Raw genomic sequence first — 13644 nt, forward strand, 5'->3', positions numbered from 1 at the left:
TGCCCTGCTTCAGCTTGCGCCACGTTTAAGCCTTCCTTTACCCTTCACGGGTGAGGGGAGGTTTTTTTGCTCTTACTAGTCCCGGCGATCCAACCTCCCGGAATATTAAGCACGGCTGCATTTTATGGATTGACGGCCGGGGGAATTGGTTGTAAAATTAGTGTAAAGTATAAACCTTTAAACTTTTGAGGTGGTTTTGATACTTTTAATAAATGCAAAGCTGACGTCCAATGTTCGATTTTTCAGTCAGGCTGTAAGTTATGGCGTGCTGAGTAAATCTTTTTTATTACTTTTAAAGTTAAATCGTTTAAACTTTTGAGTGTGGAGGCGTAGATACTTAGATGAATATTCATGATGTAGCCAAGAAGTCGGGGCTCTCTGTAGTGACCGTATCCAGAGTCCTTAACAATTCACCCTCTGTACGTGAAGGCAACCGCCAGAAAGTGCTGAATGCGATAGAGGAATTGAATTATCAGCCCAATTCAGCGGCGCGGAGTCTGGTGCGCGGCAAGACCGGAGTCATTGGGATGTCGATTAACAACTTTAACGATTCTTTCTATGACCGGGTGATTCGCGTAGTGAACCGGAAGCTGGCAGAGCAGGGGTACTTCCTGGCCCTGTCCATCGCCGAGAATGACGATGATGGGGTGAACTTCCTGTTCCAGAAGGACCGTGTGGACGGGATTATCCTGCTGTCTCCGCTGGAGGAGAAGGAATATGTGGAGGAGCTGAAGCGAAAGAACATCCCGGTTGTCCTGCTGGATAACCAGTTCGAGCATGAGGATGTTCCGAGTGTTGTCGTCGATAACTATCAGGGCGGGTATGAAGCAACAAGACACCTGATTAGTCTTGGACACACCCTGATTGCCTATATCGGCGGCCCTTCGGAGTTCCTGAGTGTAACGGAGCGCAAACGGGGTTATGTCCAGGCGCTGGATGAAGCGGGACTAACGCCCTTTGGCACGGAATATTGCGGCTTTACGGTAAGCAGCGGTTATGAGGTGGCGAAGAGATGGGTCCGCGAGGATAAGCTGCCGACAGCATTTTTTTCGGGAGACGACTTTATTGCCCTCGGGGTTGTTCAAGCCCTGCGTGAGGAGGGGATTCTGGTGCCTCAGGATATCTCCGTGGTCGGCTTTGATGATCAGCAGTTCGTCGGTGAATTCTACCCGCGGCTCACAACGGTCAGACAGCCAGAGGCGCAGATGGGCAATATCGGCGTTGACTTACTGCTGAAGCTGATCAATGGGGAGGTGATGCCCCCTGCGGTAACGAAGCTTGCTCCTCAGCTTCTCATCCGTGAATCTACCGCTTCTGTTCGATTAACTTGAAATTTAGGAGTGAATGATCTGTGAAGTATTTTTTGGGAGTGGATGCAGGGGGCAGTAAGACCTACGCAATGATTGCAGATGAACAAGGGAAGCTTCTCGGTGCAGGCAAGGGCGGGAACGGGAATCATCAGCTGAACCGTGAGCAGGCGGAGAACAGCTTGCAGCAGGCTGTATCGGAAGCCATTACAGCATCCGGGCTGACCAGGGAGCAACTGGATTATTCCTGGTTCGGATTGGCGGGAGCGGACAGAGAGGCTGATTTTAGGATTTTACGGCCCATCATCGGCCGCCTCGGCCTTCCCCGGACGGAGATTTCCTGCGATACCTGGAATGCCTTGCGTTCAGGGACAGAGAAGAATTACGGGATCGTGCTGATTTGCGGATCAGGCGTGAACTGCAGCGGCAAAAATCCGGCGGGTGCTGCCTATCAATGCGGCGGCTTCGGCTACCGGTTCGGGGATTTCGGCGGCGGCTATGACTTAAGTATGGAGGTTTTCCGCAGCGTCCTCAGGGCGGATGACGGAAGAGAACAGAAGACGGTCCTAAGCGAACGCTTAACTCAGTTGCTGGGCTATTCCAATGTCCCGGAGCTACGAGAGGATTACCTCGATCATTTCAGAGATCTGCCTCCCCAAATTGCGGAGCTGCTGTTTCAGGCGGCAGAGGAAGGGGACCCGGTGGCCACCGGGCTGCTGGTCAAGCAAGGGGATGAGCTGGGTCTGGCGGCTGCCTCGGCTATTCGCCGGTTGGCCATGGAGGCGGAGTCCTTCGACATCGTGCTTGCAGGCAGCCTGCTGACCAAGGGAGACCGTGCGGGCATTATCCGCCGGGCCATTGAGCGAAGAGTGAAGCAGGTGGCCCCGGACGGCACATTAAGGATTTTAACCCGGGAGCCGGTTGTAGGATCGGTCGTTCTGGCGATGGAAAGCAGCGGGTTGCATGTGAATCAGGAGGTTCTTGATCATCTATCACAGGGTAAGGAGGAGCAATTATCATGGGGGAAACATTGAAGCTGGTTGTTATCGGAGCGGGGTCATCGTATACGCCTGAATTAATTGAAGGGATCATCCTGCACCACCAGGAGCTTCCTGTCCGCGAAATATGGCTGGTGGATATTGAAGAAGGAAGAGAGAAGCTACATACGATTACGGAACTGAGCAAGCGGATGATTGCCGAGTCCAGACTGCCGATTACCATTGCAGCGACGCTTGACCGCCGGGAGGCCATTGCCGGAGCGGACTTCGTCTGCACGCAGATCCGGGTAGGGATGCTTGAAGCACGCAAGTGGGACGAATTGATTCCGCTTGAGTACGGTGTCATCGGTCAGGAGACTACAGGCCCTGGAGGAATGATGAAGGGCCTGCGGACCATCCCGGTTATTCTGGATATTTGCAAGGATATCGAGGAGCTGGCCCCGGATGCCTGGCTGCTGAATTTTACGAATCCGGCCGGGATGGTGACTGAAGCTGTTCACAAATATTCATCGGTTAGAAGCGTGGGCCTGTGCAACTCGCCGATCGGATTTCAGAAGTGGCTCTCCGAATTCTTCGGGCTTCCCGTGGAGAAGATCTATGCGGAGTTTGTCGGCATCAACCATCTGCACTGGGTATCCGATGTCGTGATTGACGGGAAGAGCAAGCTGCAGGAGCTTATTGATTACCCTGAGAGCTATAAGGCAAGCAATGTGCCGTTTGATTCCTGGGACCACCGGTTTCTGAACGGTCTGAAGGCTATCCCTTCCTATTATCTGAGCTATTACTATATGACGGACGCGATGCTGGCGGAACAGAAGGAAGCAGCGGCAACGGCCGGATCACGCGCTGAAGTTGTGAAGAAGGTGGAGGAGGAGCTATTCGAGCTGTACCGGAACGTGGAGCTGAAGGAGAAGCCGAAGCAGCTGGAACAGCGTGGCGGAGCCTATTACTCGGAGGCGGCAGTGCTGCTGATGCGCTCTATCCATAATGATTCCCGCGATATCCAGACGCTGAATGTAAGGAATAACGGGATTATTGATTTCCTGCCGGACGATGCCTCGATTGAGGTGAACTGTATGGTCACCAAGCAGGGGCCACTGCCGATTCCGCTGCGCAAGGTGCCCCAGTCTGTCAGAGGCCTGCTGGCTGCGGTCAAGCAATATGAGAGTCTTACGATCGAGGCGGCTGTGCACGGAGACCGGGATGTGGCCCTGCAGGCGATGGTTCATCATCCGCTCATGCCTTCGGTCACCGTAGCGGAACAGCTGCTGGATGAAATGCTGGAGAAGAACAAACCGTTTTTGCCGTTATTTCAATAGAATCGTCCAGAGGAGGTCAAGCGGATGAATACGGCCGGGAAACCGAGCAGGTGGAAGAAATTTAACAGTCAATTGGATTTGCAGTCTATGGTTTGGCCGGGAATTATCTTTGTATTCATTTTCAGTTACATTCCGATGTATGGCGTGGTTATGGCGTTCCAGCAATACGATATTTTCGGCGGCATGATGAATAGCCCCTGGGTGGGATGGATGCAATTCAGAATGTTCTTCGAAGCGCCGGAGTTCTGGAATGTGATGCGTAACACCCTTGTAATTAGCCTGTTAAAATTGATTATCTCTTTTCCTGCCCCGATACTGCTTGCGCTGATGCTGAATGAAGTCGGGCATATGGGCTTCAAGCGCGTGATCCAGACCGTCAGCTACTTACCTTATTTCCTGTCCTGGGTTATTGTATCCGGTTTCGTATTTTCGCTGTTATCCGTTGATAACGGAACGGTGAACTATCTGCTGGAGCGGTTCAATCTGGTCCAGGAGCCGGTTAACTTCCTTGCGGTACCCAAATACTTCTGGTCTATTCTGGTAAGTGTAAATGTGTGGAAGGAAGTCGGATTCGGAAGTATTGTCTATCTGGCGGCGATTGCCGGCATTGATCCGACCCTGTATGAGGCTGCATCCATAGACGGAGCAAGCCGGTTTAAGCAAATTCACCTGATTACACTCCCCAGCATTACCCCCATTATCGTCATCTTTATGATTCTTGCCATCGGCGGTCTGCTCAGTGCGGGCTTCGAGGATATTCTGCTGCTTGCAACCAATCCAATCCTCAGGCCCTACTCCGATGTTATCGATACCTATGTGTACCGCGTCGGGATATTAAATGCCAGATTCTCTTATGCGACAGCGGTAGGGCTGTTCAAAGCGGTAATCAGTGTCATTCTGCTGGTAACGGCTAACAAAATCGCCCGCCGGGCAGATGTAAGTCTCTGGTAGATACCACAACAATGCTCCATAAACCTTTTAGGAGGGCCGAACAATGAGACTAAGCCTGGGCGACAAAATGATGCAGCGGAGTATTTATATCCTTTTGGCATTGCTGGCGCTACTCATGCTGTACCCGTTTTGGAACGCGCTCGTCATTTCCTTTAATCTGGGGAGCGATACGGCGCTCGGCGGTGTAACCTTGTGGCCGAGAGCCTTTACCCTGGAAAATTATTATATTGTGTTTCAGGATGACCGCCTGCTGAATTCGTTTCTGATCACCATTCTCAGAACGCTCTGCGGCACAGCATTATCCGTATTCTTTACGGCCTTGCTAGCTTACGGCATGTCCAAGAAGACCTTACTTTTCCGCAAGCAATACATGGTGTTTTTCATGATTACGATGTTCTTCAGCGGAGGGCTTATCCCCAGTTATTTACTCATCCGTTCTTTGGGGATGCTGGATACCTTTTGGGTGCTGATTATCCCCGGCATCATCAGCGTCTGGAACATGATTGTCATCCGCACCTTCTTCAATGCTCTGCCTGAGGGACTGGAGGAATCCGCCAAAATCGACGGCTGCAGCAACTACGGCATTTTCTTCCGGATCGTGATTCCCGTCTCCGGCCCGGTGCTGGCTACGATAGCCTTATTCACCGCAGTCGGTTACTGGAATGACTGGTTTACGGGAGCGATCTACATTACCGAGGATCGCCTGCTGCCTATACAGACGCTGCTGCGGCAGGTAATGAACTCCAACATCATGACCCAGATTGGCTCCTCGAATGCGATCGCGCTGGATCATATGAACCGGAATCGGACGATTACCACGAAGTCACTGACTATGGCTACGATGATGATCGCTACTATTCCGATTATCCTGACCTACCCTTTTCTCCAGAAGTACTTTGTGAAGGGCGTGATGGTCGGTTCATTGAAAGAATAGCAGTCCCCATCTTACGTAGAAAGAAGGAAAAAGAATGCGCAAACGCCTAACATGGATAGCTCTGTTGCTGACTTCGCTGGTGCTGCTGCTCGCTGCCTGTAGCGGAGGGGGGAATTCTGACACTTCACAGAACAATCTGAATACCGAGGCCGCTACAGATGACGGCAGCGGGATCAAGCCTGTCACCTTCAGCTTCTATGGCAACTACGACTGGCTCACGACATCACCATGGGGGGAGAATGAGGCGACGAAGTGGATTCAGGAGAACCGCAAGGTTACGGTTGAACCGATCCAATCCGGAGGAGCGGCCGGAGAAAAGCTGAATACGATGATCGTCGGCGGTGATTTGCCGGATGTCATTTTTACGGACCGGGGGTCCTCGGTAGAACGGCTAGTGCAGGCAGGGCAGCTCGTTGCGCTGGATGATTACTATGAGAAATATCCGAACTTCAAGAAATATGTGAAGGAATCGACCCAGAATCTGCTCCGTTCAGAGGACGGGAAAATCTATCAAATCCCGAACTGGTATACCTCCGGGCAATTCGGCAACGGCGGATGGATGGTGAATAAGGATATCTATAACGCACTCGGCCGGCCAGCGCTGGAGACCTTTGATGACTTGTATCAATATTTGGTCCTTGTGCAAGACAAGTATCCGGATGTAGTCCCTCTGGAGGTTGGGGAGAAGGGGGCAGGTCTGGAAATTATGTATGGCGGCTTCAGGGAGAACGCTACCAGCAAGTTCGTTACACTCATGGGTTATCCGGATGGCGACAAGCTGACCTCTATCCTGGACGATCCCGCTTACGAGGAGATGGTGCTGTATATCAATAAGCTGTACCGTGAGCGCCTGATTACGCAGGATGCGCTGCAGCAAACCCAGGATGCGGTCAAGGAAAAGGTCAATACCGGCCGGGTAGCAGTCATGGTGGAATCCAATATCACTACGTATGGGGCCGAGGGACACCGGGCATTGACGGCAAGCCATCCGGACAGCGGTTATGAAATTATCTGGCCGGTACACAAAGCCGGTATAGACAAGACCAAAGTGTTTGTAAGCGGCTTTGAGACGCTGGGCTGGAACGTCAGTGTCATTACCAAACAAGCCAAGGACCCGGAGGCTATCTTCGCTTATTTTGACTGGATTACGGGTCCGGAGGGACAGAAGGTGCTGTTCTTCGGCCCTAAGGGCTTGTACTGGGATGAAGAGGATGCTGACGGAGCACCGATCCCGAATGAGAAATACAAGACAACGCCTGCTAACGAGCGTACGGATACGATGCGGAAATTCGAGGATTTCAATTGGGCGGGAAATACAACCTTCATTGATACGGCCAAAATGAGCCTCGAGGCGCTGCTCTCCGCGAATCAGAAGTCATGGGAGACTGTGGCGCAGTCCACCGTGACCTGGAAAACTGCGCTGGACATTACACAATTCGTAAATACTGATCCTCTACCGGATACGGAGACCGGCATCATTGCACAGAATGTCGCGGATATCTATACCCTTGCTTATGCCCAGATGGTTCAGGCGAAGTCGGACGAAGAGGTGCTGGCAGCACTGGATACCGCCAGAAAGAACACCGCCAAAGCCGGGCTGGATAAGCTGCTGGAGTTCAGAACTGAAAAATGGCAGGAAAATGTTAAGAAAATCAACGCTACGAAATAACTCTTGTTAGAAGTTAAATAAGAATAAAGCGGAGGCGAGATTATGACATTTGCACTGAGATCGAGGTTCATGGCAGTACTAGGTATCGTGTTGGTTTCTTCGGTAGCGGGGGGTTCCCTTCCTCTGCCGGTCCAGGCCGAGGAGCAGAGTAACCCCCCTTTTGAAACGGAAGTGATTGTACGGACGGTGAATCAGTTCAAGAACCTGGCGGATGTCCAGAATTTCATCAGTCTGTCCACCAGCTACGGGGTCGATGTCATCAGTATGAACGTGAAGCAGGATGAAGATGATGAGGTTCCGTCCGGCAGTGTATTTTATCAGAGTGATATCGCCCCCATTGCCCAGGGCTACCAGAATTTCGATGCCCTGCAGGCGGTCATTACGGCAGCCCATGCTGCAGGAATCAAGGTTCATGCCTGGATTCCCCAGTTCCATGACCAGCAGGCCTTCCTCGCGCATGATGAATGGCAGATGCAGGCGCTGGTTGACGGGGTTCAGACTCCGTTTACAGGGGCTAACGGTAACGAATATTTCGTCAATCCGATTCACCATGAAGTGCAGCAATATGAGCGTTCGATTATTCAGGAAGTGATCGAGAATTATGATGTTGACGGTGTTGTGCTGGACTGGATACGCTTCGACAATTACAACATGGACGTCAGTGACTACACGGTCGCGAAGTATCAGGCGCAGTTCGGATATTCCCCGCTAAGCATTGACTTCGATACAGATTCGCCGCAGCGTCAGCAGTGGAATGAATGGAGAACCGAGCAAATTGGACAGTATGTTGGCGATATCCGTGAGGATATTTCCGAATCTTCGAATCCGGATGTGCAGCTCGGTGTGTATATTTTGCCGCCGGAATTTACCGAGGTTGGACAGAATGTAGCCAAGTTCAAGGATGAGATCGACTTCATCGCACCGATGGCGTATTTCGATGACTGGGAGTTCAACAGTGATTGGGTATACAGCACTTCCTACGGCATCCTGAAGGATACGAGCGACCGGATTAGCGGCAGTAATGCGGACATCGTAGCCACCCTGGATAATGACTGGACCGATGATCAATATCAGGAGGTCTACAAAGGTATCCGCGAGAATTATCCGGACGTGAAGCGCCTGTCGTTCTTCGCCTATGGAGCCTGGCCGGAAGATGAGCTGGCGAATATCCATGAACGTGAGACCTGGCCGGCGCCAGGCTGGACGCCTCCGGTCGAGCAGGACTATCCGGCCCAGCTTCCTGCGGTATGGAAAGCGCGGAATATTGGTTCCATGCCGGGGAACGCCACCTACAATGCTTCCAACAAGCAATTTACACTCAGCAGCAGCTCTACGGATATTTGGGGCAATGGGGATCAGTTGAATTATATCTATCAGCCCGTGAGCGGCAATGCGGAGATTGTGGTTAAGGTGCAGTCCACCAGCTGGCTGGACGGCTGGGCCAAGGCCGGCATTATGATCCGGGAGTCCCTGAGCCATAATTCCAAGCACGCGGATATGATGCTTACCCCCTCGAATGGGGCCACCTTCCAGTATCGTTCAGAAACGGCGGGAACTATGGCCGATCATACGGCAACTGCCTCAGCTCCGAAATGGCTGAAGCTGACTAGAACCGGCAATACGTTCAAAGGGTCGATTTCGGCAAATGGGAGCAGCTGGCAGACGGTCGGAACCATTCAGATCCCGATGAAAAGCAAGGTGTATATCGGGATTGCCCTTAGCAATCCCGGGAATGACTCGCGGAACAAGGCTGTGTTTGGAAATGTGAAGGTTACGGATTAAGGAGGTATGCATATGAACATGCCGCTAAAAGAACGGCAGTATTACTTTCGGGACTATTACGATCAGGGTGAAGAGTTGGTGGTGGAAGGGCAGCAGTTGAGAATCGAGCTGACTTCAAAGTTCTCCATGATCCAGAAGTGGGAGTGGCCGCTTGCCGCCGAAGGCCCGATTGTGATCCTTGAGCCGTGTGGAGAAAATGAGGAAGCACCTGATCCTGGCAATATCAAGCTGGAGCTGGAATACGAGGGATTGCTTAAGGCGGATGGCTATCTGCTGGATATCCGTAAGGACGGCACAGTTACCATAGCTGCCTCCAATAAGAGGGGACTACGGTATGGAATGGATGCTCTGCACCGGCTGCTGAGCGTAGGTGAAGGCAAGTGCCGGTTGCCTGTGGCGACCATTCACGATGAGCCTTCTTTTCCGGTCCGCGGCATTATTGAAGGCTTCTATGGCACGCCGTGGAGCTGGGAGGACCGGAAGGATGCGGTGCGCTATCTGGCAGCTCACCGGATGAATACCTTCATGCACGCTCCCAAGGATGATCCCTATCACCGCGAGCTATGGCGTGAGCCTTATCCTGAGAATCTGTTCGAGCAGATTCGTGAGCTGAAGCAGGAATGTGATACGCAGCTGGTGGACTTCTATTATTGCATTAGTCCGGGGAAGGATCTGCAGTTTCGTAGTAGGGATGATTTTGCCAGTCTGGAGGCGAAGCTGAGCGCGATGATCGCTATTGGTGTCCGGCATTTCGCCCTGCTGATGGATGACATCGACTACGCCTTGTCCGGGGAGAACCTTCATTACCTGGAGCGCTCCGGACTGGCGCATGCTTATGTGGCCAACCGTGTCTACGACTATTTAAGCCGTCAATTGCAGAAGGTTACGCTGGTGATGTGCCCCTCTGAGTACTGGTCCTTCTGGGATACCGAATATAAGCGGGATATCCGCGAGAAGCTGCATCCAGACATCAAGATCTTCTGGACCGGCTCTGCCGTCTTTGCCCGGCAGGTCGGCAGCAGGAATGCAGGAGATAACTACAGCTATTACGGACATGAGCTGTGGCTGTGGGACAACATCCCCGTCAATGATGCCGACTACGACCGGCTGTTTCTGGACCCGGTTCGCGGCCGTTATTCGCGGCTGGGGCAGACCGGACATCAGGCCGTGGTAGCGAACCCGATGGTTCAGTGGGAATGCTCCAAGATTACACTGAACACCCTGGCCCACTATATGTGGAACAGTGAGCGTTATATGCCGGAGCTCTCCTGGGAGCTGTCGGTCCGGGAATTCGCCGGAGAGCTGGCTGAGGATATGATGTTCTTCTGCCGCCAGAATCTGAACAGCCAGCTCTATAGCGGCGGATATGAGGAATTGAAAGAGGCTGCGCACAGTAAGGATATCTGCGGGCTAGACGCGTATTTCGACCGCCTGGAGAGCGTCTCCTGCCGGTTACTTGAAATGGAGAATTCCAAGTTCCAGACGGAAGCAGGACCCTGGCTGCAAAGAGCCCTGGCGGATGTAGCACTGTGGAGAGCCTTGCGGCGGAAGATTGCCGGGACGACGGAACCCGGAGCCGATGAAGAACTGAGTAAGCGGGCCGAAGCCGCTCAGGCCTTCAAGGTCCGGCTGGGGAGTGATCCGGCCTGGATGGCAGCCGAGGCCTGGGGACTTGCCTCCAGGGAGGGCAAGAACGGATACCGGCTGATTTTGGCGGATAAGGTGGTAATTTAAGCGCTTATTGATCCTGATTAATGGATAGTACCGTACAAAAATCAAACGTAATGCTGGAAATATTGCCGCCATACTCTAATGACAATACGTGTAAGCCTTCCATTCCCCTTCGGGGTAAGGGGAGGTTTTTTGTTTATGTGCGAAAACAACGGAAGAGTGAGCTAGATCACCGTCTGAATTTTATCAAATGATAAATTATAGCTATTAAGGTAATCCGGGAGGAAATGTAATGAGCAGATATGAACAACAACGAAATTTTCTGAAATCCAATTTTCATGAATTCAAGCAGATTAAAACAGACAAGATTAAGGGCATTGCACAACCGCCGATTGTGAAGTCATTTCATGCGGAATCACTAATTATTGATCTGCCAAAGGTTAGTAGAGATGCAGTGAGTAAAGAGAGTATATTTGACTGTATAGAGCAGAGAAGAAGTACACGCTTCTATTCTGCGGACACTTTGAGTCTGGAGGAGCTGTCTTATTTATTGTGGGCCACCCAGGGGATTACGGGAATGAACAAGAACGGGCTTACGCTGCGGACTGTGCCCTGCAGTGGCGCGACACACACCTTTGAGACCTACCTTATGATTATGCGGGTAGAAGGCATCCGGCAGGGGATTTACAGATACCTTCCTGTGGAGCATAAGCTCTTGTTTATGTTTGAATTGGACGGGCTGGAGCAGAAGATTGATGCCATTACGCTGGATCAGCCGTTTGTCCCTAACTTTGCACGCAAGGCTTCTGTGCTGTTCGTCTGGAGTACCACACCGTACCGTTCTGAATGGAAGTATGATATTTCAGCCCACAAAAAAATCCTCATCGATGTTGGACATGTCTGCCAGAACCTGTACTTAGCCAGTGAATCGATCGGAGCAGGCGCCTGCGCTATCGGGATCTATGACCAGAAGCTGATTGATGGGATTTTGGCGCTGGACGGGGATGAAGAATTTGTGATCTATCTTGGCGCAGTGGGGAAGAAGCGGGAATAGCATACTTTATAGAGTCTCTATATAGTGAACGGAAAAATGTAACTTGCTGGGAGGTACTATGTCAAATATCAAAAAAGTAGATCTGATCACCGCCAAAGTAAAGGACTTTACCGTTAATGATCTGAAGTTCATTACGGATTACAGATACTGGGTTGAGCTGGATACGGTACTATGACCTGGAACTCTAGCAATTTGCTAGAGTTGTTGTATAAAACAACACTTTGGGATTATGGCCGGGATGAGCAGGGGGATGTTGCATGTGGAGCATGATTTTCAGAAAAAGTATTATAGGGGGAGGTTTCTCCACTGCCCTAGCTATTCCCAATAATATACTCCAGATAATCCACGGCACTCTGATTAATAACATCGTCACTCGCCTGGAAGGAAGCGCCGAACACGGCGAAGTAAGGCAGGGCGGTTGCGCCGACATGGATGGCACTGGCCTGGAACGGGGCGATGATCTGATCTACTGTAAAAGAAACAGAGCCGGCAGGCAGGTAGTTTTCCTTTTTATCGCCGATGGTCATAGCTATGCCCAACTTCTTACCCTTCAGCTTGTTACCGCTCGAGCCATAAGCCCAGCCGTGAGTGAATACATCGTCCAGCCATTTTTTCAGTAGCGGGGGGTAGCTGTACCAGTATAAGGGGAATTGGAAAATAATCAGGTCGTGCGCCTCCAATAAACGTTGCTCCCGCGGAACATCGATGCTCCAGTCCGGGTACTCCTTGTAGAGCTCATGGACCGTAATGTCCTTCGGATGCAGCAGCAGCTCGTGTCTCCATCTCCGGTTCACTCTTGAAGCCTCTATATCGGGGTGCGCCAGGATTACCAGGGTTGTCATTATGGATCACCTTTCCGGTGTATAATTTGTGTTGTGCAGCTGTTTCTATTATTTTGTAAGTTCCTGAAAATGTAAATACACACAATGAAGTAACCAGGTTACCTCCAGGTGTGCATGGGCCTTCTGCGGGATCTGTGGCATGATAGAAATCATGAGATGCGATAAGATAAAGTTAATTTGGTGTGAATGAGGTGGCAGGTATGAAGCAATATCATTTAGGCATAGAAGCAACGCTTGAAATTCTCGGCGGCAAATGGAAATCGTTGATCATATGTAATTTAATGTCGGGCGAGAAAAGGACAAGCGAATTACAGCGCAATATCCCAGGTATCTCGCAAAAGGTCCTGATCCAGCAGCTTCGCGAGCTGGAACGGGACGGGATCATCGGCAGAGTGGTCTATAGCCAAATGCCGCCCAAAGTGGAATATTATATAACGGAATATGGAATTACAGCCAATGAAATCATCGATGTCATGTGTTCATGGGGCAGGGCCAATATCAGAATGAGACAGCAGCAAGGTGAGGCTATAGTGCTTTTAGAGAATGCTGCGCCGGAATCAGCGTCTTACGAATAGCTAGGGTGATCTATCCCATATTTTTTATTTTTGACGGCTCCAATGGAGTTTCATGTGATTGACAATGGTTTGATATCAAACTATAATCCCTGTATGGAAACCAGAGATGCTATTTCACTTATATCCAAGATCCGCGAGAAGGTTAACCGGTTCATCGTACAAGAGATGGCTAAGCAGGGAGTAGACGGAATTGCCACCTCACACGGGGATATTCTGTATGCGCTGCTGTCTAAGCACAGACTCACCATGGCCGAGCTCTCGGCGCATATTCACAAGGACAAATCTACAGTTACAGCACTTGTGGATAAGCTGGTCCGGCTGGGGCTGGTTACGAAGGAGAGGGATCAGGAGGACACCCGGTACGTATACGTTACTCTAACCGGGAAAGGGAAGGAGCTGGAGCCGGTATTTGAATCGGTCTCTTCTGCGATACTGAAGCAGTTCTACCGCGATATCACGGAAGAAGAGCAGACGATTTTGCTGACGATTTTAATGAAAATCAATCATAATTTCTAAAAAAAATTGTGTAATAGTTTGATATC

General features: G+C 51.0%; 12 protein-coding genes. 11 read left to right on the top strand and 1 reads right to left on the bottom strand.

Going from position 1 to position 13644, the window contains the following annotated elements:
- The first annotated feature begins 341 nt into the window (after positions 1 to 341).
- The 9 genes from MKX42_RS07555 (at position 342) to MKX42_RS07595 (ending at position 11685) form a co-directional block, all read left to right on the top strand.
- Positions 342 to 1331, top strand: coding sequence for a LacI family DNA-binding transcriptional regulator (locus MKX42_RS07555; RefSeq protein ID WP_340751963.1), 990 nt, complete (start codon positions 342 to 344; stop codon positions 1329 to 1331).
- Between the two features lie 20 nt (positions 1332 to 1351).
- Positions 1352 to 2341, top strand: coding sequence for an N-acetylglucosamine kinase (locus MKX42_RS07560; protein WP_340751964.1), 990 nt, complete (start codon positions 1352 to 1354; stop codon positions 2339 to 2341).
- Entirely contained in the window at positions 2326 to 3624 is a 1299-nt protein-coding gene (locus MKX42_RS07565) for a 6-phospho-beta-glucosidase (RefSeq protein ID WP_340751965.1), read from the top strand. The genes MKX42_RS07560 and MKX42_RS07565 overlap by 16 nt, the downstream gene beginning before the upstream one ends.
- 24 nt (positions 3625 to 3648) lie before the next feature.
- Positions 3649 to 4575 (top strand): ABC transporter permease, encoded by a 927-nt coding sequence (locus MKX42_RS07570; protein ID WP_076083030.1) that lies wholly within the window; start codon positions 3649 to 3651, stop codon positions 4573 to 4575.
- Between the two features lie 43 nt (positions 4576 to 4618).
- A complete protein-coding gene (locus MKX42_RS07575; RefSeq protein ID WP_340751966.1) occupies positions 4619 to 5509 on the top strand; it encodes a carbohydrate ABC transporter permease in 891 nt (296 codons plus the stop codon).
- Between the two features lie 34 nt (positions 5510 to 5543).
- Complete coding sequence (locus MKX42_RS07580) at positions 5544 to 7178, top strand: extracellular solute-binding protein (RefSeq protein WP_340751967.1); 1635 nt, start codon at positions 5544 to 5546, stop codon at positions 7176 to 7178.
- 42 nt (positions 7179 to 7220) lie between these two features.
- On the top strand, positions 7221 to 8960 hold the full coding sequence (locus MKX42_RS07585) for a family 10 glycosylhydrolase (protein ID WP_340751968.1): 1740 nt from the start codon (positions 7221 to 7223) through the stop codon (positions 8958 to 8960).
- Positions 8961 to 8972: 12 nt separating this feature from the next.
- The gene (locus tag MKX42_RS07590) at positions 8973 to 10694 is read left to right on the top strand and encodes a protein O-GlcNAcase (RefSeq protein WP_340751969.1); all 1722 of its coding nucleotides are present in this window, start codon (positions 8973 to 8975) and stop codon (positions 10692 to 10694) included.
- Positions 10695 to 10923: 229 nt separating this feature from the next.
- Positions 10924 to 11685, top strand: coding sequence for a SagB/ThcOx family dehydrogenase (locus MKX42_RS07595; protein WP_340751970.1), 762 nt, complete (start codon positions 10924 to 10926; stop codon positions 11683 to 11685).
- A 311-nt stretch (positions 11686 to 11996) separates the two neighbouring features.
- Here the strand turns inward: MKX42_RS07595 and MKX42_RS07600 are convergent, their stop codons facing one another.
- Positions 11997 to 12527: an NAD(P)H-dependent oxidoreductase gene (locus tag MKX42_RS07600; RefSeq protein WP_340751971.1), complete on the bottom strand. Its 531-nt coding sequence runs from the start codon at positions 12525 to 12527 to the stop codon at positions 11997 to 11999.
- A gap of 200 nt (positions 12528 to 12727) precedes the next feature.
- Between MKX42_RS07600 and MKX42_RS07605 the strand changes: the two genes are divergently transcribed.
- Complete coding sequence (locus tag MKX42_RS07605) at positions 12728 to 13102, top strand: winged helix-turn-helix transcriptional regulator (RefSeq protein WP_340751972.1); 375 nt, start codon at positions 12728 to 12730, stop codon at positions 13100 to 13102.
- Positions 13103 to 13195: 93 nt separating this feature from the next.
- Positions 13196 to 13618 carry a MarR family winged helix-turn-helix transcriptional regulator gene (locus MKX42_RS07610; RefSeq protein ID WP_340751973.1) on the top strand — a complete coding sequence of 141 codons (423 nt, stop codon included), beginning with the start codon at positions 13196 to 13198 and terminating at the stop codon, positions 13616 to 13618.
- The last annotated feature ends 26 nt before the right edge of the window (positions 13619 to 13644 follow it).

It is taken from the genome of Paenibacillus sp. FSL R7-0204 (assembly GCF_038002225.1).
Classification (GTDB): Bacteria; Bacillota; Bacilli; order Paenibacillales; family Paenibacillaceae; genus Paenibacillus_AQ.